Origin of the sequence: Chryseobacterium fluminis, assembly GCF_026314945.1 — a bacterium.
Taxonomy (GTDB): Bacteria; Bacteroidota; Bacteroidia; order Flavobacteriales; family Weeksellaceae; genus Chryseobacterium; species Chryseobacterium fluminis.
The window spans coordinates 2,035,126-2,060,929 of record NZ_CP111121.1 but is presented as its reverse complement, the minus strand read 5'-3'; the positions used below and the strand labels follow the sequence as shown (position 1 = coordinate 2,060,929).

Here is a 25,804-nt window from a genome sequence, read left to right as displayed (position 1 = left end):
CAAACTAAAATATCCACTTTTATAGTGGATATTTCTTTTACAATATGGAAAAGCTTAGTCTCATCACCAGGGATGATATTTCAGTCATTGCGCATCTCTTTTTGCCTGAAAGAAGCAATAACAAACTTCTGCTGATCAATTCTGCGACGGGAGTCAGACAGCAGGTCTATTTTTCTTTTGCGAACTATTTTTCTCAAAAAGGATTTACCGTCATTACCTACGATTACCGTGGAATCGGACTTTCAAAACCTGAAAAGATGAGAAATTTTAAAGCTTCAATGCGCGTGTGGGAATCCGAGGATTATAGAACAGTTACCGATTATATTAAAAACAATTACAACGACTATCAGAAATATGGTCTCGGACATTCTGTGGGAGCGTTAATTTTAGGGATGAACAAAGATTCAGAAATATTTGAGGAATTTGTTTTCGTAGGAACTCAGAATGCGTTTGTCGGAAACTTAAAATTCAGGACAAAAATAGAAGCGTATCTTGGCTTTGGAATTATGCAGCCTATAACTACCGGGTTATTAGGCTACTTTCCAGCACATTGGTTTGGATTGGGAGAAAGTCTTCCAAAAAATTGCGCTTACGACTGGAGAACCTTAATTTTGAACAGGAAATCTACCAACAGACTTTTGGAGAAAAGTGTTGATTTCTCTAAAGAATTAAACCAGAAAGTATTGGTGATCCGGGCAGAAGACGATGTATGGCTTACAGAAAAAGGTGTGAGAAACTTACTGGATGATACCTATCCGAACCTGAAACCTGTTTATCGGCTGGTAAAAACTTCAGAATCTGAAAAGGGAGAAATAGGGCACATTAATTTTTTCAGAAGCTATAATAAAAAGCTTTGGACTATTATTTTAAATGAATTGATATGATGAATACTTTAATCGAAAATACAATATCTTTTGTAAAAGAAAAACTGGCAGGTGCAGAAGCAGGACATGACTGGTTTCATATTGAAAGAGTATGGAAACTTTCAAAAAAGATAGCGGAGACAGAAAGATGCAATACCGATATCGTTGAACTTTCAGCATTACTTCACGATATCGCAGACCCGAAATTTCATAATGGAGACGAAACGATCGCTTTAACAGTGTCACGTGAGTTCCTGGAAAATCAGCATGCTGAAGAGCGTACGATTGAGCAGGTCTTGTTTATTATCAAGAATATTTCATTTAAAAACAGGGGAGAAGCTCCCGAAAATCTTCCTGTTGAATTAAAGATCGTTCAGGATGCTGACAGAATAGATGCCATCGGAGCGATCGGCATCGCACGGACCTTTAATTTTGGAGGATTTAAAAACAATCTGATGTATGACCCCAATATCGAACCGAAATTAGAGATGTCAAAAGAAGAGTATAAAAAATCTAACGGAACAACCATTAATCATTTTTACGAGAAATTATTGCTGTTAAAGGATTTAATGAATACAAAAGAGGGTAAAAAAATAGCCGAGGAAAGACATGATTTTATGTTGCTTTTCCTCGACCAGTTTTATAAAGAATGGAATGTAGACTAGAAAATGTTGTAGCCCAAAATAATAGATGCGTAGCTTATCTGTGCGCTTTCTGTAAAAGAACTTTCCAGAATCTCGTGAGACGTACTGTATTGGAATTCAATACTATATTTATTATTGTAAGTATACCCAGCTCCTACTGAAAAACTTTTAAAAAGTTGTGAAGGAGCTAAATTCGCCTGATCAAAAATGTTTCCTTCATAATCAAGGTCCATCGTTTTTGCCTTACCGGTTTTCAGTCTCAAAACATTTAATTGAGCATTCACAAAAAATTTAGACTTATCATTTAGGTACATATAATGTCTTATCCCTATCGGTAGGTTGATAAAAGAATAACTGTCCATGCTGATGTTATAAAGTTCATCATTAGCCGGTTGGGTTATTTTATCATTAGAATAAAAAGAATAGGTTGGTTCAAATAATATTGCCCATTTATTTCTGTTGAAAGGAAGTACTATTTCAGCCTCTATACCAATTCTGAAATTAGTTTTTGATGCGAAATTTTGATTTCCGAACATATTATTGATATCCATTTTAGAATAAAAATTGATCCCTGGTCTAATACTTAAATTAAATTTTGTTTTGTTTTTATCTGACAAGACAGGGCTGTTGGGAGTTACCCCGCTTATGGATTCATTGTGTGTTACAAATAATTTTTTCAGGCTGCTTTCCGTATATTTAGTGTTGGGAATTGATTTTTGAACATCAGCGTCATTAGAAAATATAATCTTTAATTCATTAATATATCCTTCATTTGTCGCAATTTTCATATTATCCCCATTAGGATAATATTTTTTATAGGTTAAAGGTTTGATATCTGAATTTTTACCTGTATCTGCATAAAAATATCTGGTGATGTTCTTTCCTTTATACAAATATAAATTTTTATCCCCGGAAGCAGTTTCTTTTAAGAATACCGTATTTTCCTTATATTCAGGTTCTCTTTTATAAGAAAGGAAAGAGATATCATCTGATGAATAATCAATAGGTCCGGTATAGGAAACATACTTATTATAATTATAGGTTCCGAATTCTTTAATCGCTAAAGGACCTCCTACTTCTTCCCTGGAGTTTTCATCTGCTTTATAGACAAACTCACCAGGACTGTTAAGCCAATCTACATTTTTAATCAGTACTTCCTTTTTTTCCCCGTCATTGGTGATAAGATATCCTTTTTCAAATTTCACCTGAGCATTTAAAAGAAATGCAAAAAATAATAAAAAAACTAAAAAAGTCTTTTTCATAGTTAATCGTTTTTAAATTTCCCGCAAAAGTATTGATAAAAAAGTATCTTTGCAACATGGTATTCATCATCTTTATCATATTTTGGGCATCTTTCATCTCTTTGTTTTTATCTAAAGTCAAAAAAGGGAAGACTGCTGAATGGGCAAGATTATTTCGTATTGCGACACTGGTTTTTTCGATTTCTATTTTTACCTATTGGTTTATCAAAAAAAGCGCGGTAGGAATAGTGAAAGATTCTGTATCTCTTCAGGTGATTAACAAACTTCCTCAGGCTTTAGATTTTTATGTTATTAATTTAAAAGATAAAGATAAAAATGGAATTCCTGATACCAAGCATATTGGTAAAATACGCCCTGAATATTACCGTATAGAATATCTTAAAATGGATACCTCTGATGAATACTGGATTGTGGGATATCTTGGAAAGAAAAATCTGGTGTATTTTTCACAGCATTCGGTACCCAATAAAAATATTGACCAGGTTATTGAAATCCAGAACTATATCAATCAAAGTCTGAAGCTTTCGGAAAAAGCGAAAAAAGAGGTTGAAAACTATAATTATGAAAATATAAAGCTTGGAATCTGGGTTACCCTGGATTTTCTTCTGGTATTTATTAACCTCGTTCTGCTTCTCAGGAAGCGTAAAATATAATTTTAAATACAGTTTCCTGATTATTCAGGGATAATCTAAAATCAGCATTATTTTTTCTTTGAGCTCCTCGGGACAATGTTTTATCAGGCGATCTTTGCTCTGTTCACTGAGTTCTGATCGGTCGAGCCATTCGGTAATATTGGGGCTGAGGTTTTCTTGAACACAAAATCTTTTTATTCTGCCATTTTCATAGAAAGTATAGCTGTCTCTGCGGCAGTTATTACTGGCAATACGGATGGTACAAATTTCTTTTTCCATTTTTTAATATTCAAATTAGATTGATCTAATATATTGAATTTTTCAGTGCATGGTGAGATTTGTAAAACCTTTTCGATTGTTAATCAATCAGTTAAACTTTTACATCCGATTGTTTTTTTTATAAATATTTATTAATGATTTAGTGCTATAAAATTAAAATTTAATTAGATTTAAAATAAGGTTTCCGTGCTTTCAGTTGCCATTTTAGGTATCGGAAGGTCTGTTTTCCATTCCTCATTCATCTTTTTAATAAAATAAGCGGAAAGAAGTGGCGAGGCTTTCTCTACGTTCTGATGGACAAAAAAATATAAATTTTGAAGTCCATCTTTTTTCCATTTCGTAAGATGTTTCAGCCAGTCGTCTAATCTTTCATAATCACTTTCTGCATTGGCACCTACATACCGTATAAATGCATTGGGAGTAGTAAGGCGCATATGAAGCATGTCTCTTCGTCCTGCAGTATCTACAATAATGTTGGTAATGCCATGGGTCTCGAAGAGCGTGCACGTTGTATTAAAGATGTCTTCACCGGTAAACCATTCTGTATTTCTCAGTTCGATTCCTAACGGAACTTCCCGGGGCCAGCTTTTTACAAATTTTTCTAATCGGTCATAATCTTTCGGTTTAAAATTATCATGAAGCTGCAGAAAGACCATGCCTAGTTTTTCATCAAAATTTAAAACAGCGCCGGCAAATTGAGTGACGGCATCATCAATATTAAGAAGTCTTCTGAAGTGCGAAACGGTATTGGTGATTTTAGGGAAAAATTTAAAATTTTCCGGGGTCTTTTCTTTCCATGTCTGTACCTGTTCGGGAGTCGGCATCCCGTAGAACGTAGCATTGAGTTCAATAGAATTAAACTGAGTGGCATAATACGTCAGTTCATCCTTAGTCCCTTTCGGGTAGAAACCTTTAAGGTCGGTTTTATTCCATTTTGCGCATCCCACAGAGATGGTCTCCAGTCCCTTTTTATTTTTCTTTAAAATGTCCTTTGTTCTGGGATGGTCTTTGGGTAATGTAAAATCTATTTTTGAAGGATCTTCTACTTGTCCGAATTTCATAATACTATTTTAAAAATTAAATGGTCTGACAAATATAACGAAAAGGCTAAAAACGCTTGATGTTTATCTTTCATTTAACAGTGTATCGGATAAAAATGCATCCGGCACGCTGAAAGCGTGCCGGATACTATATTGAATATTATTTGCAGGATTTATGCTTCACAAGCTGAACAGCTAACAAAATTAACCATCATTTCTTTGGAAACAGAAGAACTTCTTTGGTAGTAAAGTGTTTTTACTCCTTTTTTCCAGGCCTCAATATAAAGATAATTAACATCTTTTACAGGCATTGTAGAAGGAATCTGTAAGTTAAGAGACTGAGCCTGATCGATATATTGCTGTCTTTGTGCTGCCTGAGAGATAATTTCCATTGGAGAAATCTCTTTGAATGTTTTAAATACTGCTTTCTCTTCGTCAGTCAGCTCTTTTAAATGTTGCACAGAACCATGATTCAGCATGATCGTTCTCCAGGTTTCTTCATTGTCAAGGCCTTTTTCTTCTAACAATTTGGCTAAATATTTGTTTTTACGCATAAAGTTTCCTTTAGCTAAGCCGGCTTTGTAATAATTAGAAGCAAACGGTTCAATCCCGGGAGAGGTCTGTCCTAAGATCGCAGAACTTGAAGTGGTAGGAGCAATGGCCATGGTAGTGGTATTTCTCAAGCCATATCCTTTTAACAATTCCGGTTCCCCGTAGATATTTGCTAATTCTCTTGAAGCGAGTTCTGCCTGTTCTTTGATGTGTCTGAAAGCTCTCGCATTGAATTGAGTGGCTTCAAAGCTTTCAAACGGAATCATATTTTTCTGCAGGTAAGAATGATATCCTAAAACACCCAATCCAAGGGCTCTGTGACGCATGGCGAAGTTTCTTGCTCCCTGAAGGTAGTAGTTTCCTTCTGTTTTTTCGATAAACTCAGTTAAAACGGCATCCAGGAAATAAACGGCCAGCTGTACAGCATTCGTATCTTTCCACTCATCGTACAATTCTAAGTTCATGGATGATAAGCAGCAAATGAAAGATTCTTCTCTTGTAGACGGAAGCATGATCTCCGAACAAAGATTGCTTGCATTCACCGGCATTCCAAGATCTTTGTAAACCTGTGGTTTATTCCTGTTCACATTATCTGTAAAGAAAATATAAGGAAGACCTTTCTGCTGACGGCTTTCAAGAACTCTTGCCCAGATCTTACGCTTATCCATATCTCCATCGATCATATCCTGCATCCAGTAATCAGGAACGCAAATCCCTGTGAATAAATTTTGAATCGGGCTCCCGATATCTTTAATTGATAAGAACTCTTCAATATCACCGTGATCAATATCCAGATAAGCGGCAAAGGCTCCTCTTCGTACCCCTCCCTGAGAAACGACATCCATCGCGGTGTCAAACAGTTTCATGAAAGAAACGGCGCCCGATGATTTCCCATTATCAGTTACTGCAGTTCCTCTGTTACGGAGTTCTCCAAAATATCCGGAAGTACCGCCTCCGATTTTTGTCTGCATGATAACTTCACCCATTTTGTGGGTAATTCCCTCGATACTGTCAGGAATATGAACGTTGAAACAAGAAATAGGAAGACCTCTCTGTGTTCCCATGTTTGCCCACACAGGAGATGAAAAGCTGATCCATCCTTTGGTGATCATTTCTTTGAAAGCGGGCTGAAGTTCCGGTTTGTATAATTTTTTGGCAGCAGCAGTGGTGATTCTGTCGATTGCCCCGTCTACAGTTTCTCCCTTCAACAGATACCCTCTGTTAAGCATTTGCTCAGACTCTTCATTGAGCCACCATATATTTGAATTTTGTTCTTCCATAATTGTTGTATATTTTCGAATTCCTCTGTTTTTACCCTTGGGAATTTTGTGCTAAATTGATTGTAAAATTTTACTTCATAAGAACCATCAGGCCCGCTTTCATCTCTTAATTTCTAAACACTCAAAACCTAGTCATCGATGTGCTTGAATAATGTAAGTTACAATTACATTAATCCGTGTTTTGTTTTTGTTTTTATCCTTAATGTGTCATTCTGAGCTTGTCGGAGAATCTGTATTATAAATACTTCGGCAGGCTCGGCATTACATCGCGAATACTAACAGCTTTGACGCTCGCTTCGCTCGCGCATTTTCCAGTTAAATTCTAGAAAAGATCATTTGCCGTAATACTCTTATCGTGTTTTGTATAATCTACCGGTCTTTTGGCAAAGAAATCATCCATAGAATTGGCAAAAACTTCTTCTTCGAACCATACCATTGGTTTGTATTGTTCAGGAGAAACATCGTAGCGGGTGTCCATATTGATTTTCTTTAAACTGTCATCTACACGGTATTTCATAAAATTTAAAAGATCTTCTTTTGAGAAAACATTCAGCTCGCCCAATTCGAAAATCCAGTCCAGGATTTCACCTTCCAGTTCTATAGACTGGTCTACCAGGGTATAGATATCTTCGATATCAGAATCCGTTAACAGATCAGGCTGTTCTTCACGGATTTTGTTGATTAGATAAATTCCGCCGTTTGCGTGAATCTGCTCATCGATAGAAGTCCATGCGATGATATTGGAAACATTTTTCATGAATCCCTTAAATCTTGTGAAAGAAAGGATAATGGCAAACTGGGAGAATAGCGATACGTTTTCGATCAGGATGCTGAATAATAAAAGTGAAGAAACATATTCTTTAGGAGTTGTAGAATTAGCATGTTTCAAAACGTTTGATAAGAAATCAATTCTCTTTTTTATAGCAGGAATCTCTACTACGGAAGAGAATTCTTCATTGTATCCCAATACCTCCAATAAGCGGGAATAAGCTTCAGAATGGCGGAATTCACATTCTGCAAAAGTAGCTCCTAGACCATTAAGCTCAGGCTTTGGCATATGGTGGTACAGGTTCCCCCAAAATGTCTTTACGGACACTTCGATTTGTGCGATGGCCAGTAGCGCATTTTTTACCGCATGTTTCTCGTGTGGTTCTAACTGCGAATGAAAATCCTGAACATCTGCAGTAAAGTCCACTTCCGAATGCACCCAGAACGATTTATTGATGGCTTCTACAAATTGAAGAACCTCAGGGTATTCAAATGGCTTATAGCTTACTCTTTTATCAAAAATTCCCATATTAATATCTTTTAAATTAAATAATCAGATCACTATGAATAAGGCTCGGAAATTACTCAAAAACCTGATTTTATGTGACTTATCATTCGAAAGTTCTTCACAGAAAAAGTGGTTTTGTTTTGTGCCGTGCGAAGCACAAAGGTCGAAAAAAAGAACTGTATTTAAAAGGGGTAAAGAGTAATTGATTGAGTTTTAACCTTAAAAGTTTTCCACATTTACATAAAACATCGGCTGATATTGACTTACACGGGATTATTGTTCAAAAATGTACATTATTGATATGTTACAGTTAAACAGTTTTTCATAAAACCTTTTAAATAAAGGCTTATGTTATTAAACAATAATTTAATTAAAGAAATTTTTATTCTTGTAACAAATTGAGTTTAACATCTACTTATTAGGCATAAAAACATATGTCACTTAATGTTAGTAATTCAGGATCTACATAAATCATACGATACGGGAAAAAGTAAACTGCATGTTCTCAAAGGCATTAATCTTAACATTGCTGAAGGGGAGTTTGTTTCCATTATGGGAAGTTCCGGTTCCGGAAAATCTACCCTTCTTAATATTATAGGCATTCTCGATGAAAAGGATTCAGGAATTTATGAGCTGGATAATGTTCCTATAGAACATTTGTCTGAAATAAAAGCAGCGGAATACCGTAGTAAGTTTCTGGGGTTTATTTTTCAGTCTTTTAATTTAATCGGTTATAAAACCGCTCTCGATAATGTTGCACTTCCTTTATACTATCAGAATGTTCCAAGAAAAGAGCGAAGCCAGAAAGCGATGGAATATCTTGAAAAGGTAGGACTCGCGCAGTGGGCCCATCACTTACCGAACGAACTTTCCGGAGGACAGAAACAGAGAGTTGCCATCGCAAGGGCTCTTATTACCAACCCTAAAGTAGTATTGGCGGATGAGCCGACAGGAGCTTTGGATTCTAAAACAACCCATGATATTATGAAGCTCCTTCAGGATATTAATAATGAAGGAAAAACGATCATCATTGTAACTCACGAACCCGATGTGGCAGCACAAACCAAAAGAAATGTAATTTTAAAAGACGGGATTATAGAAAGTGATGAGTTTATAAAACAGATTGTTTTAGAATAAGAAAGAAATTTAGAGAAAGAGGCTTCTATTAGTAACATAAAAATCAGCGGGAAGATTGAAAACTTCCATTATTAGGCTTACCGCTTCAAATTTAAATATATGTTTGATCTAGATCGTTGGCAGGAAATATTCAGTTCCATTCGCAGTAATGTATTGCGAACAGTGCTTTCCGGCTTTACCGTGGCTTTGGGATTATTTATCTTCATTGTTCTTTTCGGGATTGGCACTGGTCTGCAGAATGCTTTTACCGAAGGGTTTGCGCGGGATGCCCAGAACCTGATTTCCATATTTACAGGAAAAACGACTCTTGCATACAATGGATTGCAGTCTGACAGACAAGTGGTCATGAACAACAGCGATTATGACTTCCTGGTGGGTGTTGATAAGGAGAAAGTAGGGAATGCCACGCCACGATATACCGCCAGCTTATTAGTGAAATATGGTAAAGAAAGTGGGAATTATCAGGTAAATGGTGCCGATGCGGAAGAAAAATATATCGAAAACCGAACGATGATTGAAGGGCGATATCTTGGTCCCATGGACCTGGAAAGAAAACAAAATGTTGCCGTCATCGGAAGAATGGTTCAGAGAGATCTTATTAAAAACGGAAGCCCCATTGGGAAAGATCTGGATATCAACGGGACCATGTTTAAAGTTATCGGTGTGTTTTCTGATGACGGAGGAGACCGGGACGAAAGACATATTACCGTTCCTATTACTGCTCTACAGCAGATGAAAAAAGGCTCTGATACGGTAAGCACAGTATATATTGCTTATAATGAAAAGCTGAATCCTCAGGAGGCCATCAAATATGGGGATGAACTTAAGGATAAACTGAAAGCCAGAAAAAGTGTGGCTCCCGATGATGAAAACGGGGTGCGGGTCTGGAATAACGCTCAGAATATGAACGATACTTTTACCTTTATGGCAGTTCTTACCGCCATTGTAGGATTTATCGGGATGGGAACACTCCTGGCAGGGATCATCGGGATCAGTAATATCATGGTTTATATTGTAAAAGAAAGAACCAAGGAAATCGGGGTAAGAAAAGCCATCGGCGCAAAACCCAGAAGTATTGTAGCCCTTATCGTTCAGGAAAGTGTTGTTATTACCGTCGTCTCAGGATTTGTGGGTGTGGGGCTTGGAGTACTGGCTTTACATCTGATAGGAGACGGTCTCGAAGAGTATTTTATAAAAAGTCCGAGTGTAGGATGGGGAACTATTTTCACAGCATTTATAGCACTGGTTTTTTCAGGACTTATCGCAGGATTTGTTCCGGCTTACAGAGCTTCCAGAATCAAACCGATTGAAGCTTTGAGAACAGAATAATTCAATTTGAAAATTTGAAAATTAGTTAATTAAATTAAATCTGAATTAACTAATAACTCATAACTCATAACTCATAACTCATAATTAATAATTAATAACTTAAAAGAGTGAACATCTTATTTAAAAAGGATACCTGGCAGGAAATTTATTATTCACTCAAGAATAATAAGCTTCGAACATTCCTTACCATGATCGGTGTAGGATGGGGCATGTTTTTATATGTAAGTCTGCTGGGCGCAGCGAAGGGAATGGAAAATGGTTTTGATAAACTGTTTTCAGGCTTTGCCACCAATTCTATTTTCCTTTGGGCTCAGAATACAAATATCCCTTATGAAGGTTTTCCAAAAGGCAGGCAGCTGCATCTTAATCTGCCGGATATCCAGATGCTTAAAAATAAAATTCCTGAAATAGATTATATATCTCCGCAGAATGCCAGGGGAAGTTTTACAGGAACCGCCGGAGAATCAATGTCCAGAAACGGTAAAAACGGAACCTATTCTCTTTCCGGAGATTACCCTATCGGAAATAAAATTTCAGAAAAGAAGCTGATCTTCGGGCGCTATATCAATGATGCGGATGTTTCAGGCAATAAAAATGTAGCCGTCATCGGTGAAGAAATTTATAAAAACTTTTTCGATTCCAAAAAAAATGAAAATCCATTGGGACAGTCGATCAATATAAAAGGCATCTTTTTTAACATCATTGGTGTTTTCAGGGTGAAAAAAGGAGGAGGTTTTGAAAATGACCAGACTGCCTTTATCCCGCTTTCTACGTATACCAAAATGTATAATGCGGGGGACCAGATCGACATGTTTGCTATTGTGAGTAAGCCGAATGCCAATGTAAATGAGGTGGAAGAAAAAGTAAAGCAGGTTTTGAAAACTAAAAATAAAGTATCGCCTGAAGATACCAACGCATTCGGCAGTTTTAATCTTGGAAAGGAATTCAAAAAACTGACCGGCTTTCTTACCGGAATGCAGCTTTTAACAATTATCGTGGGAACTTTGACAATTCTGGCCGGGGTAATTGCCATTTCGAATATATTGTTAATTACCGTAAAGGAAAGAACTAAAGAAATCGGTATCAGGAGAGCTTTGGGAGCAAAGCCATCCGAAGTCCGGAACCAGATTTTGCTGGAAAGTGTTGTGATTACGCTGTCCTCGGGCCTGCTCGGATTTATATCGGGAATCTTCGTGCTGATTATTTTAAATATGCTTACCCAAAACCAGGACGCGTTTCCGTTTTATAATCCTACCGTTAACTATGGAAATGTTTTTGCGGCTCTGTCCGTAATGGTTATATTGGGATTGGTTATCGGAATGATTCCTGCACAGAGAGCTGTAAAAATAAGACCCATTGAAGCATTAAGGACGGAATAAAGAATTACGTAAATAAAAAAATAAACTATTATATGAAAAAGAAATTCACCTGGAAAAAAGCCATTTATATTGTCTTGGGGCTTTTATTTGCAGTGGCATTGTTCTCGGGAATTGGATATCTCGTAAAATCAAATTCTAAGCAGAGCGAAGCTTTCCTGACCAGAAAACCTACCATTCAGAACATGGATGATAAAGTGATGGCAACCGGAAAAATCGTTCCCAAAGAAGAAATTGAAATCAAACCCAATATTGCGGGAATCATCGATAAAATTTTAGTGGATGAAGGAGATAAAGTAGAGGTAGGACAGTTGATCGCAACCGTAAGAATTATTCCGAATATTGCAGATGTAAACAATGCCCAGCAAAATGTAGATAATTCCCAGCTCCAGATTAACAATGCAAAACTCAATGTTGATAACATGCGCAAGCAATTTGAAATACAGGAGAAGTTGTACCGGCAGGGTGTTGCTTCAAAACAGGAATATCTGAATGCACAGCAGCAGCTGTATTCTACCCAACAGACATTGAAGAATGCACGGCAGCAGCTGGTAACTGCACAGAAAACATTACAGATCGTGAAAACAGGTTCTACTCCCGAACTGCAGGGGCTCGCTACAACCCAGATCCGTTCCAAAGCTTCTGGTACTGTTCTTGAAGTGCCCGTAAAAGTAGGAAGCCAGGTTATTGAAGCGAATTCATTTAATGCCGGAACGACCATATGCTCCATTGCTGATCTTAATTCCCTGATTTTCCAGGGCGAGATTGATGAAGCGCAGGCAGGAAAGCTAAAGCAGGGCATGGGAATGAATATTGTCATCGGAGCATTGCAGAACAAAACGTTCCCGGGCAAATTAACAATGATTGCTCCTAAAGGAAAAGATACAAACGGGACCATCAAATTTCCTGTAGAAGGGGATGTGAATAACCCAAATAATGAATACATCAGAGCCGGATTCTCGGCAAACGGAGAAATCGTCCTGAATTCTCAGAAAAATGCCCTGTTATTGGATGAATCCCTTGTTCAGTATGAAAAAAAGAATGGTAAGGATATCCCTTTCGTTGAAGTGAAACAAAAAGATGGTAAATTCAAAAAAGAATACGTAAAACTGGGAGCCAGTGACGGAATCAATGTTCAGGTTCTTCCCGGATCTCCCATTACAAAAGACTCTGAAGTCAAAGTCTGGAATCCTTCCGATAAAGATAAAGAAGAGTTAAAAGAAAAACAAAAATAATAAACGATCACTATAGGTTTTAACTGTAGGTCCCGGGAAATTTTCCCGGGATTTTTTGTTATAATAATAAAAATTAAAGCTTTATAGAAGCTTTGGAGCTGTTGTTAATATATCAAATGCTTCAATATTCCGGAGATAAGTAGTTAAAAGAAATTCTAAACAATTAATGAGAACAATCGGCACAATACCCTGAAATAAATCCATTAAAATTAACAGACCGGTAACCTTTCGGTAGCTTAACGTCCATTTCGTTGGGAAGACATTCTATTTTCTCACAGGCTAAGCATCTGAAATGAAAATGTTGATGATGGTGTTTCTTTTCTGAACAGTTGACGCAAAATGCAAAATAAAATTTACCATCATCACCTAAGATTTTATGCACAATACCATCTTCACAGAAACTGTTTAAAACCCTGTAAATCGTTGCCCGGTCTATCGTTTCTCCCAGTTCTTTCTGTAAAATTTCCTGACTGACTGCTGATTTCGAATTTTTTAATGAATCCAGGATCAGCTGCTTGGTGACGGTATTTCTTTTTGCCATGTTACAAATATAAAAATTATTATTGCGATTATGTCGCATTAGTGAAAATTTGTTTTACTTTTGCAATAAGCAATAAGCAATAAGCAATAAGCAATAAGCAATAAGCAATAAGCAATAAGCAATAAGCATATGAAAAATTTTGATGTTATCATTATCGGGGGCAGCTATGCGGGATTATCGGCTTCTATGGCGCTAGGAAGATCTTTACGCAATGTCTTGATTATAGACAGTGGAAAACCCTGTAACCGGCAGACTCCGTACTCACACAATTTTATCACGCACGACGGCAGTACGCCGAAAGAAATTTCAGACCTTGCAAAAGAGCAGGTTCTGAAATATGAAACCGTGCAATTTCACGAAGGGGAGGTTGTGAAAATGATAAAAAATGCCACAGAGTATACGGTTACTACAGCAAATAGTGAGGAATTTTATGCGAAAAAACTGATTATTGCGGCAGGAATTAAAGATGTTATGCCTGATATTCCGGGGTTTTCGGAATGTTGGGGAATCTCTATTCTGCATTGTCCGTATTGCCATGGTTATGAAGTCAGAAATAAAAAAACAGGCATTCTTTCTAACGGCGATATAGCATTTGATTTCTCAAAACTAGTATTTAATTTAACCAAAGATCTGACGTTATTTACAAATGGAAAATCAGGTTTTATCCTTGATCAGACTGATCAACTGGAGAGGAATAAAATCGAAATTACCGAAGATAATATTGCAGAAGTTCAGCATGAAAATGGTCAGATTCAGAAAATTGTCTTTGAAAACAGCCGGGAAGTCTCCTTAGAAGCTCTGTACGCAAAAATTCCTTTTAAGCAAAATATCAATACTGAAGATTTAGCATTGGAATTAACGGAACAGGGGTTTATTAAAGTGGATGCGATGCACAAAACGAATATTCCGGGAGTTTTTGCATGCGGAGATAATGTTACAATGATGAGGTCGGTTGCCAATGCAGTCGCCCAGGGGAATTTTACGGGAGCTGTTGTTAATAGAGAATTGGCAGAAGAAGAGTTTTAAAGTTTCAGTTCATATGTTTTTTTTATTCTTCATAGCGCTGCTGTGAAGAATTTTTCATTATAACGGTTAATACAGACAAAAAAAATAGGATAATTGTCCCGTAGGCTTCCATATACAGGAAATAGCAGTGACAATTATAAGTTTTATTGGCTGTGAACAGCCGGAACATAAATTCCGCCAATACTATATTCAACTTAATTTTCTGGCTCTTTAAAATCAACAGCCTGTTAAAATTCGTCAGAAATAAAGAATTATTGCGAAAAGTTCATTAGTGAAAAGCTTTACCGGTATTTTATTAAATTTTAAGACCAAAATCATATTTTACGATACCGAAATCTCAAAGTAATTTCCGTACATTTGGGGTGAAAAATTTCAAAAACTAAAAGTAAAATGGACATTATTTTCGACCTGATTGAAAAGGAAAGACAAAGACAAACTCATGGAATTGAGCTGATTGCATCAGAAAACTTTGTTTCTGATAACTTAATGAGTGCTATGGGAAGCGTATTGACAAACAAGTATGCTGAAGGATATCCCGGAAAAAGATATTACGGAGGATGTGAAGTAGTAGATGAGGTTGAAACGCTTGCTATCGAGAGAGCAAAAGAGCTTTTCGGAGTAGATTATGTCAATGTTCAGCCACATTCCGGTTCTCAGGCTAATGCGGCAGTTTATCTGGCTGTTTTAAAACCCGGTGATAAAATCATGGGGATGGATCTCTCTATGGGAGGTCACCTTACGCATGGTTCGGGAGTAAATTTTTCAGGAATTCAGTACAATGTGGTTTCTTACGGAGTTCAGCAGGAGACAGGCCTTATTGATTATGACCAAATGAGGGAAGTGGCTTTAAGAGAAAAACCAAAAATGCTTATTGCAGGTTTCTCAGCGTATTCCAGAGATCTGGATTATGCTAAATTCAGAGAGGTTGCTGATGAAATTGGGGCTACCCTATGGGCGGACATTGCTCACCCGGCAGGATTGGTAGCAAAAGGACTGTTAAATAACCCTTTTGAACATTGTCACGTCGTAACAACAACGACTCATAAAACCTTAAGAGGTCCCAGAGGAGGAATGATCATGATGGGTAAAGATTTCGAAAATACATATGGTCATAAAACACCAAAAGGCGAGATCAAAATGATGAGCCAGGTTCTTGACGGTGCGGTTTTCCCTGGAATTCAGGGAGGTCCTCTGGAGCATGTGATTGCGGGTAAAGCAGTTGCATTCGGAGAGGCTATCGACGGAAAATTCGAAATCTACGCCAAGCAGGTGAGATCCAATGCTCAGGCTTTATCAAAATCAATGATCGACAGAGGATTTGATATCGTAAGCGGAGGTACAGACAACCACCTGATGCTGGTGGACCTCCGGAATAAAAATGTAAACGGTAAGGAAACTGAAAAAGCACTTGTGAAGGCTGATATTACATGTAACAAAAATATGGTTCCGTTTGATGATAAATCACCATTTACCACTTCAGGGATCAGATTGGGTACAGCAGCCATCACGACAAGAGGCCTGAAAGAGAACGATATGGATACTATCGCAGAATTAATTTCTGAAGTAGTCGATAATATCAAAAATGAAGAGGTTCTTGGCTCGGTAAGAAAGAGAGTGAATGAATTAATGGAAGGGAAGGCCTTATTTAATTATTAATCGTTATCTTAAATTAAAAATATAGAGAATGGGCTTTTGCTCATTCTTTTTTGTATCCTATGGAAAAGAAATCTTTAACTTTTTCTGAAATTAAATTGAAGCTGGTAAACTACTGTGTTTATCAGGATCGATGTCACGCAGAAGTAGAGCAGAAAATGAAAGAATTTCTCTTAATCGAAGAAGCCAAAGAAGAAATTATGCTTTATCTTTTAAAAGAAAATTACCTGAACGAGGAGCGCTTCACCCGGAGTTATATCCGAGGAAAGTTTTATATTAAGCATTGGGGGAAAAATAAGATTAAAATCAATTTAAAGCTAAAGCAGATATCTGAAAAATTAATTAATGCCTGTTTTGATGAGATAGATGAGGCGGATTATGAAAAAACCATAAAAAAAATGTACGAAGATTACTACTCAAAACAAAATGGATTAAAAGAATACCAGAAAAAATCCAAGACAGTAAAATATTTAATAAGCAAAGGTTTTGAATATGAAAAAATAAATAATATTTTTGATTAATATTCATTTTTTTTACCTACAGTTTTAAATTTTTATCCGTTGTCAAATTAGCGCGTTATACCCATTATGATCTTATACCAGACTGCTGAGGCAGGTTTGTATGGTATGATTTTTGTTAATAGTTTGTTCCTATTTAAAATTTATTTTTTAAATTTAAAGTATAGATGGAATTTTATCTTAATTTTGCAGTGATGCATCATGATTATTTCGAGTTGGAATGATCAACTTAGACATTTTAAATATGAACACAAATACAGACAATGTACGATTCTCTTAGAAAAAGGATTTTTGGAGGAGATAATGTTGTCAATCTCTCGGATGTAAGGTATTTACCTAGATGGATAATTCTTGTAATAGATATTATTATTCTGGTTATATCTTTATTTCTTTCCACTTACATCATCGAAAAAATCAGTCAGAAAGAATTCATTTATCATGAAGATAAAAGCATTGTATTTGCCTCTATCATATTTGTAAATACGATTTTCATGTATTTATTCAAGACCTATGCCGGAATTATCAGACATTCTACTTTCATAGATCTTTTTAAATTGCTGATCTCCTGTTTTTGCACCATGTTTGTCATCGGGACAATAAATGTGATCTATTTCTGGATGACCGGCAGAAAGTTTATGCTTACTCCTTATCTCGTACTTTATTTTGTAATTTCTTTCATGGGATTATTCTTATTCAGATTATATGTAAAGGAGTTTTTCCATATTGTAAGAGAATACAGAAGAAGTTCTCTGAAAAAAAGGATTTTGGTATTGGGGATTGATGAGCAGTCTATTGCGATTGCACGGGCCATCCTTGATAATCCAAGCCTTCCTTATCAGGTGGTGGGTTTTCTGACGCAAAGAACAGATACCAAAAGAGCCTCTCTTTTGGGGAAGACGATTTATGAAAAAAAGAGAATAGAGGAGAGTTCCAAAGAAGATCTTTTTATCGACGGTATTATCATCGTAAAGGAAATGATGTCTAAAGATGAAATGAATTCCTGGGTAAATCTCTTTCTTGAAAAAGATCTAAATATTTTCAAAGCGCCGTCTGTACAGAAATTAAGAGACAGTGATCTTGGAGGTTCTATCCGAAATCTGCAGATCGAAGATTTACTCAACAGAAAACCTATTAAGATCGTTAATGAAGAAGTAAAAAGCAGACACTTCAATAAAGCTGTACTGGTAACAGGAGGCGCCGGTTCTATAGGAAGTGAAATTGTAAGGCAGGTAGCACAGTTTAATCCTTCCTTAATCGTTGTGCTGGACCAGGCTGAGACTCCGCTGTATGATATCGAACTTGAAATGAAGGAAAAGTTTCCCCATATCAGTTTTAAGTTTGTGTTAGCAGATGTTTCTAATAAATATAGAGTAGAACCCTTATTTCAGGCCTATAACTTTTCGATGGTCTATCACGCGGCTGCTTATAAACATGTTCCGCTGGTAGAAGAAAATCCGCACGAAGCAATTTTGGTAAATGTACTGGGATCTAAAATAATAGCCTCTTTATCGAGCAAATATGAAGTAAACAGATTGGTGATGGTTTCTACAGATAAAGCTGTAAATCCTACCAATGTAATGGGAGCTTCAAAAAGGGCTGCCGAACTGTTTGTTCAGTCTCTTCAGAATGTTGAAGGGAATACAACCAAATTTATAACCACAAGATTCGGAAATGTACTGGGATCAAACGGATCCGTGATTCCTCACTTTAAAAAACAAATCGAAGCCGGAGGTCCGGTAACAATTACCCATCCTGATATTGTAAGGTATTTCATGACCATACCTGAAGCATGTGAACTGGTATTACAGGCAGGTACAATGGGACAGGGAGGGGAGATTTTTGTATTCGATATGGGAGAGCCCGTGAAAATCCTGGATCTGGCAAGAAGAATGATAAAATTATCGGGATTTGAACCCAATATAGATATCAAGATTATCTATACAGGATTAAGGCCCGGCGAAAAACTGTATGAAGAATTGTTAAGTGACAATGCTAAAACACTTCCTACCCACAATGATAAAATCATGATATCCAAAGATCCGCTTATGGAGTTTTCAGATATCGATTCATTAGTAACTTCAATTACTAAAGCTTCTTTTAAGAGAGATAAGGTTGAAGTCGTAAAAATATTAAAAATAATAGTACCCGAATTTAAGAGTAACAACTCTATCTACGAGGTATTGGATAAATAAGAAAATGTATATTTGTACAATTTTTAAAATATGAAAACTAAAGTATTGGTTCTATTTTCTGCAGTGGTACTGGTTTCCTGTAAAACAAACCAGAACGCTCATAATGATTTGAATTATATGCAGAATATAGAACAAATCGCCACCGAAACATCCATTAAAAATTCTAGTTCTACGATACAGCCGGGCGATCAACTGGTGATTTTGATTACTGCAAAAGATATGGATGTTGTCAAACCTTTCAATCAGAATTATTCATCGGCAGAGTTGGTACAGACTAATACCTATGCCGGAGGAAATACTCCCAACCAAGGTGTAAGTACTATTTCCGGACCAACTTATATTGTGGATGCGGACGGCAACATTGATTTTCCGGTCTTAGGGGAACTAAATACAAAGGATAAATCTTTAATAGATTTTAAACAGGAGCTCAGGAATAAAATGACAAAATATATCATTAACCCCACGGTTAATGTAAGACTGGCCAATTTCAAAGTTACCGTTTTAGGAGAAGTAAACAGACAGGGAGATTATATTATCAGTAACGGACAGGGAACTATTCTGAATGCATTAGGGCTTGCAGGAGACTTAACGATGTATGGAAAAAGAAACGATGTCCTTGTCATCAGAACAGAAAATGGCATAGTCTCACATGGAAAAATCAACTTACAGGATGCCAACCTTATCAATTCCCCTTATTATAATCTTAAACAAGGGGACGCAATTATTGTCCCGGCTAATAATACAAAGGATTTGTCTTCTAAACAAAACCCCAATACAGGTCTCTATTTAACAGCAGCATCTATAGCAATTACGGCAGCAGCAGTTATTGTAAGTTTAATTAGGAAATAAAAACATTAATGGATAATCAGTATTCCGCAAAATCATCTGAAGAGAAAGATATTTTTAATAATATAAATATTAAAGAAATAATTAAGCCCTATACCAGAAGATGGGGATGGTTTATTTTAAGTGCCGTTATTGCTGTCATAGTAGGTTACACCGCTCTGAAATTTATGACTACTGTATATGACATACAGACCACCGTTTTAATTAAAGATGCAAAAGGTTCATCTTCACAGGTTTCTACAAATGATCTGGGTGTTCTGCCCGATCTTTCGAGTTTTGGAGGATTAAAAACAAACAGTATTGCTAACGAAATTGAAATCTTGAAATCTAAAAGATTAATGCGGGAGGTGGTTGTCAACCAAAATCTGCAGACCAATATCGTTGCAAAAGACGGAATCCGGAAGATCGAATTATACAAAGAGTCTTCGCCCATAGAGGTTAAGGTGATTAATGAAAAACAGTCTTCGCCCAGTGATGTTAATGTTTTACAGCTAAACATTAAAGGAGAAAAGCTTATCTTAAAAGATGAAAAAACAAAAAAAGAGATTATTTCAGGATTTGGCAAAACCATCAGTCTTCCTTATGCCAATATCATCATCATCAGGAATAAGAAATATAATCCACAATTAACAAAGAAAGTAGACGTAGGTGATTTAGAATTGGAGATTTCATCTGTTGAATCGAAAATTACAAGTTTGCAGGGCAGCCTGGATGTTAACCTTGTTAATAAAGATGCTACAGTCGTGAGGCTGGAAATGAAATATCCTCAAATTTCTAAATCTGCTGATATATTAAATTCTTTAGTTGTTGCCTATAACAATGATGCCATCGTAGATAAAAACTTAGAATCTAAAAAAACCCTTGACTTTATTGAAGACAGAATTAAAAAGTTATCAGTAGAATTGGGACAGGTTGAAAACGAGAAAGAAAGTTTTAAATCAAAAAATAACCTTACTGATTTAGAAACAGAAGCAAAAATAAATTTAGAGAGTTCTTCTGCTGCCAGAGCAAAACAACTGGATATTGATGCACAGCTGGAATTAACGAATGAGCTGCTAAGTTTCGTTTCAAAACAGGGTCAGTATCAGGCTTTGCCTTATAATATAGGCCTGAACAATCAGGATGCGCTGGCAGGTATTACGACGTATAATCAACTTGTTTTACAGAGAAACAGGTTATTAGAATCTGCGACTCCCGAAAACCCTACAGTCATTGATATTACACGACAGATGGCGACGATGCGCTCTTCAATTATGCAGAGTCTTCAGAGAAACAGATCGGGACTTGAATTGGCCAGAAATGAATACCAGGGAGAACAAAATAAAGTATCCAGTAAAATATCAAGACTTCCTTCTATTGAAAAAATATTCAGAGGGATAGAAAGACAACAGCAGATCAAGGAAAATCTTTACCTTTTATTACTTCAGAAAAGAGAAGAAACCGCAATCGCCCAGTCTATTACAGCCCCTAAGGCTAGGGTAATCGACACTGCTTTTGCTTCAAACGTTCCGGTTGCCCCTAAACGGAGTATCATCCTGATGATCGCATTGGTGATCGGATTGATAATTCCTTTGTTAATTATTTATTTAACGGAATTGTTTAATAATAAGCTAGTTACTAAACATGATTTGGAAAAATTAGCGCATGCTCCTATTATTGCTGAATTACCAAGTTTAGAAAAGGGTGATTCCGACATTGTTCAGATGAATGATATTACTCCTATGGCAGAAGCATTCAGAATTCTTATTACAAATATGAATTTTATGCTGGCGAAAATAACGGGTAGAGGGAAGGTTGTATTTGTTACCTCAACGGTTAAAGGAGAGGGAAAAACCTTTACCTCTGTTAATTTAGCTTTAACATTGGCGAATCCTAAGAAAAAAGCGATTATTATCGGATCCGATATCAGAAACCCTCAGCTTCAACGTTACAATCCTGCAAGAAAAGGGTTAGTAGGTCTTACCGAATATTTATATTCGGATCACACGACTATAGAAGATGTTATACATGTTTCATCATTTAATCCTTATTTAGATGTTATCTATTCAGGAATGATCCCTCCAAATCCGACTGAACTGTTATCGAATGGCAGATATGAAGGTCTATTGGATAAACTTAAGGAAAGATATGACTATATTATTTTAGATACGGCTCCATTATTGCTGGTTACAGATACCTTCTTAATTGCTGAATTATCTGATGTTACAATATATGTTTCAAGATCAAAATATACGGAGAAGTCTTTGATAGAATTCGCCAATAATAATATAGACCAGGGAAAAATAAGAAATGTAGGATTCGTATTGAATGATGTAAGCAGGGAGAACCTGGGTTACAGTAATAAATATGGGTACGGATATAATAATGTAGAAGAAAAAACATGGATACATAAACTGAAAAATATATTTAGTAAATAATGATGAAAAATTATAAAATTGCGATCATTGGACAAGGGTATGTAGGTTTACCTCTGGCTTTGGAATTTTCTGCTCATTATCCTGTATTGGGATTTGATATTAATACAGAAAGGGTCGATCAGTTAAATGAGGGCAGGGATGTTACTCTTGAGGCTGATATAGACAAACTTCATGATTGTCTTAAGAAAGGCAGAGAGTCTGATAAAACAGCAGGATACAAAGCTACAAGTACACTGTCTGATATCTCCGACGCAAATATATTTATCGTAACTGTTCCCACTCCGATTGATAAATATAATGCTCCGGACCTGAAACCTTTGATTTCTGCTTCAAAAATGCTGGGCGAAATCATTAAAAAAGGTGATGTCATCATTTATGAATCTACCGTTTTTCCTGGCTGTACAGAAGAAGAATGTGTACCTGTTCTAGAGGAATATTCGGGTTTAAAATTCAATGAAGACTTTTTTGTAGGGTATTCACCGGAAAGAATAAATCCGGGAGACAAGGTAAATACCCTTACCAGTGTAAAGAAAGTGACCTCAGGTTCTACCACAGAAATTGCAGAAGAGGTTGACAATTTATATAAAAAAATTATTACTGCCGGAACTCATAAAGCGCCCAGTATCAAAGTAGCTGAAGCATCCAAAGCTATTGAAAATGCTCAGAGAGATGTCAATATTTCGTTTGTGAATGAACTGGCACTGATATTTGATAGAATCGGGATAGATACCCATGATGTTTTAGAGGCAGCAGGAACCAAATATAATTTCCTTAAATATAAACCGGGCCTGGTGGGAGGACACTGCATTTCCGTAGATCCTTATTATCTTGCCCATAAAGCAGAACAATTAGGATATCATCCTGATGTTATTCTCTCCGGACGTAGAGTTAATGATTCTATTGCAAAGTTTATTGCTTCAAAAGTTGTAAAACTCCTTATCGAAAAAGGTGGAGTCATCAAAGGATCAAAATCACTCATTCTTGGAGTTACCTTTAAGGAAAATTGCCCGGATGTCAGAAATACTAAGGTTGTTGATATCTATAAAGAACTGATCGATTATGGTATTAATGTAAGCATTTTTGATCCTTGGGCAAGTAAAGAAGAGGTGAAACATGAATATGGTGTTGACATATTAGATCATTTGCCGGAAGGTGAAACATTTGATTCTATTATTATTGCCGTTTCACACGACGAATTTTTAAAAATGGATATCAATCTGCTGAAAAGAGAAAATGCCGTAGTATTTGATGCTAAAGCATGCTTAGACAGAAAATTGGTAGATGCTAGATTATAAATATAAAATATGACACCCAGACTCATTTCCCTTCCCAAAATTTACGACAAAAGAGGTAATTTATCTTTTTTCGAACATCCTGATCAGTTGCCTTTTGAAATACAGAGAACCTACTGGATTTATGATGTACCGGGAGGAGAGGTACGGGGAAGTCATGCCTTCAGAGAACAGCAGGAATTCATTATTGCACTTTCAGGAAGTTTTGATGTGGTGATTCATGACGGAGATGAAGAACAGCGATTTTCATTAAACAGATCCTATTATGGATTATATATTCCCAAAATGTACTGGCGAAGACTTGAAAATTTCTCTACCAACTCATTGGCGCTCATCGTATCAGATAAATCTTATACTGAGCATGATTATATCCGTGATTTTGAAGAATTTAAAAAGCTTTTGAATGGAAAATAATCTTTCAGTATTTGATTGTAGTGTTATTGATTTGGGAAAAATCAGTTTTGATGAAGGGAATCTTACGGTGGTTGAAAATAATTCCTCCTTTCCTTTTGATATTAAAAGAATATTTTATCTATACGATATCGCGGGCGGAGAAAGCCGGGGTGCGCATTCTCACAGAGAATGTCACCAGTTTCTCATTGCTGCCAGCGGAAGTTTTGAAGTTTCGTTAGATGACGGAAAATTCAAAAGACAGGTTCTTCTGAACCGTCCGGATTTGGGGCTGCATATTCCCCCTGGGATTTGGGCTTCCGAAGTTAATTTTTCTTCAGGTGCCATTTGTCTGGTTCTGGCCTCACATCCTTACAATGAATCCGATTATATAAGAGATTATGAAACGTATCTAAAAATACAGCATGGCAAATAGAATTCACAATTTAGCAGATGTACAGACCGAAAATGTGGGAGAAGATACCATGATCTGGCAATTTTGTGTAGTTTTGAAAGGGGCTAAGATTGGGAGAAACTGTAATATTAATTGTCAGGTTTTTATCGAAAATGATGTCGTGATCGGCGATCATGTCACGATAAAGCCGGGAGTTCAGATTTGGGACGGTGTGACATTGGAAGATCATGTATTCATCGGACCCAATGTTACCTTTACCAATGATTTGATACCGCGTTCCAAGCAATATCCCGTAGAATTCAGTAAAACATTGGTAAAGAAAGGGGCTTCTATAGGAGCCAATGCTACTATCGTTGCAGGAAATACGATTGGAGAAAATGCGTTAATCGGTGCAGGCAGTGTGGTTACAAAAGATGTTCCTCCCTATACCGTGTGGTTTGGAAACCCGGCAAAACAAAAAGGAACGATTAATGAAAAAGGAGAAATCTTATATATTTAAGCACTTATGATCAAATTCTTGGATTTACAAAAAATCAATCTTCAGTACAAAGAAGAAATTGAAGCAAAACTGCTGGAAGTTTTTCGTTCCGGATGGTATCTTATGGGAGGTCAGCTTTCTAAGTTTGAAGAAAATTTTAATCATTATACCGGATGCAGCCATTCTATAGGAGTAGCCAATGGTCTGGATGCGCTACGGCTTATTTTAAGAGCCTATATCGAACTGGGAGTTATGAACAAAGGGGATGAGATTATTGTTCCTGCCAACACCTATATTGCCTCCATTTTGGCTATTTCAGATAATGGTCTGGTTCCTGTCTTAGTAGAACCGGATCTTAATAACTATAATATTGATATTTCAAAAATTGAAGAAAAAATAACTTCAAAAACAAAGGGCATTTTAATTGTTCATCTGTATGGAAGAATCATTTTTTCAGAAACATTACAGCAATTAGCCCAAAAACACAGTTTAAAAATTATTGAAGACAATGCCCAGGCAATTGGAGCAGAGTGGAACGGTAGCAAATCCGGAAATCTTGGCGATGCGGCTGGTTTCAGCTTTTATCCCGGGAAAAATCTGGGTGCGTTGGGAGATGCAGGCGCTGTAACGACTAACGATGAGAACCTTGCTAAAACAATAAGAGCTTTGGCTAATTATGGCTCAAATCAAAAATATGTCAACCTTTATCAGGGGCTGAATTCGCGACTGGACGAAATTCAGGCGGCCGTTCTGGATGTTAAATTAAAATATATTGACCAGGAGAACGATATAAGAAGAAATATTGCAAAACGCTATATCAGCGAAATTTCAAATCCGAAAATTATACTTCCTGAAAGTCCCGAAAATGAAAAAGAACATGTATGGCATGTTTTTATCATAAGAGCCGAAAACAGGGAAGCACTTCAGGCTTATCTTACTGATAAAGGGATTCAGACCCTTATTCATTATCCTATTCCTCCACACAGACAGCATGCTTATAAAGAATGGAATGAAATGTCATTTCCCATCAGTGAGAAAATACATCAGGAAGTGCTCAGCCTTCCTATTTCACCTGTCATGAGTGATGAGGAGGTGCAGGAAGTGATCAGGGCTGTTAATACATTTTAATAA

At 36.6% G+C, this 25,804-nt stretch carries 24 protein-coding genes; 18 read left to right on the top strand and 6 right to left on the bottom strand.

What is annotated here, in order from left to right; all coding sequences use genetic code 11:
- The first annotated feature begins 44 nt into the window (after positions 1 to 44).
- Positions 45 to 884 (top strand): alpha/beta hydrolase family protein, encoded by an 840-nt coding sequence (locus ODZ84_RS09235; RefSeq protein WP_266176713.1) that lies wholly within the window; start codon positions 45 to 47, stop codon positions 882 to 884.
- A complete protein-coding gene (locus ODZ84_RS09230) occupies positions 884 to 1,528 on the top strand; it encodes an HD domain-containing protein (RefSeq protein ID WP_266177341.1) in 645 nt (214 codons plus the stop codon). The genes ODZ84_RS09235 and ODZ84_RS09230 overlap by 1 nt, the downstream gene beginning before the upstream one ends.
- Here ODZ84_RS09230 and ODZ84_RS09225 read toward each other — a convergent pair.
- A complete protein-coding gene (locus ODZ84_RS09225) occupies positions 1,525 to 2,769 on the bottom strand; it encodes a hypothetical protein (RefSeq protein ID WP_266176711.1) in 1,245 nt (414 codons plus the stop codon). The genes ODZ84_RS09230 and ODZ84_RS09225 overlap by 4 nt on opposite strands.
- A 56-nt stretch (positions 2,770 to 2,825) precedes the next feature.
- On the opposite strand from ODZ84_RS09225, the gene ODZ84_RS09220 reads away from it, so the two are divergent.
- Positions 2,826 to 3,422 (top strand): hypothetical protein, encoded by a 597-nt coding sequence (locus ODZ84_RS09220; RefSeq protein ID WP_266176710.1) that lies wholly within the window; start codon positions 2,826 to 2,828, stop codon positions 3,420 to 3,422.
- A gap of 24 nt (positions 3,423 to 3,446) precedes the next feature.
- Here ODZ84_RS09220 and ODZ84_RS09215 read toward each other — a convergent pair whose 3' ends face one another.
- The 4 genes from ODZ84_RS09215 to ODZ84_RS09200 form a co-directional block, all read right to left on the bottom strand.
- Positions 3,447 to 3,680 (bottom strand): hypothetical protein, encoded by a 234-nt coding sequence (locus ODZ84_RS09215; protein ID WP_266176709.1) that lies wholly within the window; start codon positions 3,678 to 3,680, stop codon positions 3,447 to 3,449.
- Positions 3,681 to 3,850: 170 nt separating this feature from the next.
- The gene (locus tag ODZ84_RS09210) at positions 3,851 to 4,741 is read right to left on the bottom strand and encodes a DUF72 domain-containing protein (protein ID WP_266176708.1); all 891 of its coding nucleotides are present in this window, start codon (positions 4,739 to 4,741) and stop codon (positions 3,851 to 3,853) included.
- Between the two features lie 152 nt (positions 4,742 to 4,893).
- Positions 4,894 to 6,552: a ribonucleoside-diphosphate reductase subunit alpha gene (locus ODZ84_RS09205; protein WP_266176707.1), complete on the bottom strand. Its 1,659-nt coding sequence runs from the start codon at positions 6,550 to 6,552 to the stop codon at positions 4,894 to 4,896.
- Between the two features lie 322 nt (positions 6,553 to 6,874).
- Entirely contained in the window at positions 6,875 to 7,849 is a 975-nt protein-coding gene (locus tag ODZ84_RS09200) for a ribonucleotide-diphosphate reductase subunit beta (protein ID WP_266176705.1), read from the bottom strand.
- Positions 7,850 to 8,272: 423 nt separating this feature from the next.
- Here ODZ84_RS09200 and ODZ84_RS09195 point away from each other — a divergent pair, with 423 nt between their 5' ends.
- From ODZ84_RS09195 to ODZ84_RS09180, 4 genes are all read left to right on the top strand, one after another.
- Positions 8,273 to 8,965 carry an ABC transporter ATP-binding protein gene (locus tag ODZ84_RS09195; RefSeq protein ID WP_266176703.1) on the top strand — a complete coding sequence of 231 codons (693 nt, stop codon included), beginning with the start codon at positions 8,273 to 8,275 and terminating at the stop codon, positions 8,963 to 8,965.
- A gap of 99 nt (positions 8,966 to 9,064) precedes the next feature.
- On the top strand, positions 9,065 to 10,294 hold the full coding sequence (locus tag ODZ84_RS09190) for an ABC transporter permease (RefSeq protein WP_266176702.1): 1,230 nt from the start codon (positions 9,065 to 9,067) through the stop codon (positions 10,292 to 10,294).
- 107 nt (positions 10,295 to 10,401) lie between these two features.
- Complete coding sequence (locus ODZ84_RS09185; protein ID WP_266176701.1) at positions 10,402 to 11,673, top strand: ABC transporter permease; 1,272 nt, start codon at positions 10,402 to 10,404, stop codon at positions 11,671 to 11,673.
- Between the two features lie 32 nt (positions 11,674 to 11,705).
- Positions 11,706 to 12,905: an efflux RND transporter periplasmic adaptor subunit gene (locus ODZ84_RS09180; RefSeq protein WP_266176700.1), complete on the top strand. Its 1,200-nt coding sequence runs from the start codon at positions 11,706 to 11,708 to the stop codon at positions 12,903 to 12,905.
- A gap of 163 nt (positions 12,906 to 13,068) precedes the next feature.
- Here ODZ84_RS09180 and ODZ84_RS09175 read toward each other — a convergent pair whose 3' ends face one another.
- Positions 13,069 to 13,446: a Fur family transcriptional regulator gene (locus tag ODZ84_RS09175; RefSeq protein ID WP_266176698.1), complete on the bottom strand. Its 378-nt coding sequence runs from the start codon at positions 13,444 to 13,446 to the stop codon at positions 13,069 to 13,071.
- Positions 13,447 to 13,575: 129 nt separating this feature from the next.
- On the opposite strand from ODZ84_RS09175, the gene ODZ84_RS09170 reads away from it, so the two are divergent.
- The 11 genes from ODZ84_RS09170 to ODZ84_RS09120 all read left to right on the top strand — a co-directional run bounded on the left by ODZ84_RS09170 (position 13,576) and on the right by ODZ84_RS09120 (position 25,801).
- Entirely contained in the window at positions 13,576 to 14,472 is an 897-nt protein-coding gene (locus ODZ84_RS09170; RefSeq protein ID WP_266176697.1) for an NAD(P)/FAD-dependent oxidoreductase, read from the top strand.
- Between the two features lie 390 nt (positions 14,473 to 14,862).
- Positions 14,863 to 16,128, top strand: coding sequence for a serine hydroxymethyltransferase (gene glyA, locus ODZ84_RS09165; RefSeq protein ID WP_266176696.1), 1,266 nt, complete (start codon positions 14,863 to 14,865; stop codon positions 16,126 to 16,128).
- 59 nt (positions 16,129 to 16,187) lie between these two features.
- Positions 16,188 to 16,646 carry a regulatory protein RecX gene (locus ODZ84_RS09160; protein WP_266176695.1) on the top strand — a complete coding sequence of 153 codons (459 nt, stop codon included), beginning with the start codon at positions 16,188 to 16,190 and terminating at the stop codon, positions 16,644 to 16,646.
- Positions 16,647 to 16,906: 260 nt separating this feature from the next.
- Complete coding sequence (locus tag ODZ84_RS09155) at positions 16,907 to 18,835, top strand: polysaccharide biosynthesis protein (RefSeq protein ID WP_266176694.1); 1,929 nt, start codon at positions 16,907 to 16,909, stop codon at positions 18,833 to 18,835.
- A gap of 30 nt (positions 18,836 to 18,865) precedes the next feature.
- Positions 18,866 to 19,684: a polysaccharide biosynthesis/export family protein gene (locus tag ODZ84_RS09150; protein WP_266176693.1), complete on the top strand. Its 819-nt coding sequence runs from the start codon at positions 18,866 to 18,868 to the stop codon at positions 19,682 to 19,684.
- A gap of 8 nt (positions 19,685 to 19,692) precedes the next feature.
- Complete coding sequence (locus ODZ84_RS09145; protein ID WP_266176692.1) at positions 19,693 to 22,098, top strand: GumC family protein; 2,406 nt, start codon at positions 19,693 to 19,695, stop codon at positions 22,096 to 22,098.
- The gene (locus ODZ84_RS09140; RefSeq protein WP_266176691.1) at positions 22,098 to 23,393 is read left to right on the top strand and encodes a nucleotide sugar dehydrogenase; all 1,296 of its coding nucleotides are present in this window, start codon (positions 22,098 to 22,100) and stop codon (positions 23,391 to 23,393) included. The genes ODZ84_RS09145 and ODZ84_RS09140 overlap by 1 nt, the downstream gene beginning before the upstream one ends.
- A gap of 9 nt (positions 23,394 to 23,402) precedes the next feature.
- Positions 23,403 to 23,804 (top strand): sugar 3,4-ketoisomerase, encoded by a 402-nt coding sequence (locus ODZ84_RS09135; RefSeq protein ID WP_266176690.1) that lies wholly within the window; start codon positions 23,403 to 23,405, stop codon positions 23,802 to 23,804.
- A complete protein-coding gene (locus ODZ84_RS09130; protein WP_266176688.1) occupies positions 23,794 to 24,216 on the top strand; it encodes a sugar 3,4-ketoisomerase in 423 nt (140 codons plus the stop codon). Before ODZ84_RS09135 ends, ODZ84_RS09130 begins: the two co-directional genes overlap by 11 nt.
- Positions 24,206 to 24,694, top strand: a complete 489-nt coding sequence (locus ODZ84_RS09125; protein ID WP_266176687.1) for an acyltransferase — start codon at positions 24,206 to 24,208, stop codon at positions 24,692 to 24,694. Before ODZ84_RS09130 ends, ODZ84_RS09125 begins: the two co-directional genes overlap by 11 nt.
- Positions 24,695 to 24,700: 6 nt before the next feature.
- Positions 24,701 to 25,801, top strand: coding sequence for a DegT/DnrJ/EryC1/StrS family aminotransferase (locus tag ODZ84_RS09120; protein ID WP_266176686.1), 1,101 nt, complete (start codon positions 24,701 to 24,703; stop codon positions 25,799 to 25,801).
- Positions 25,802 to 25,804 lie beyond the last annotated feature (3 nt).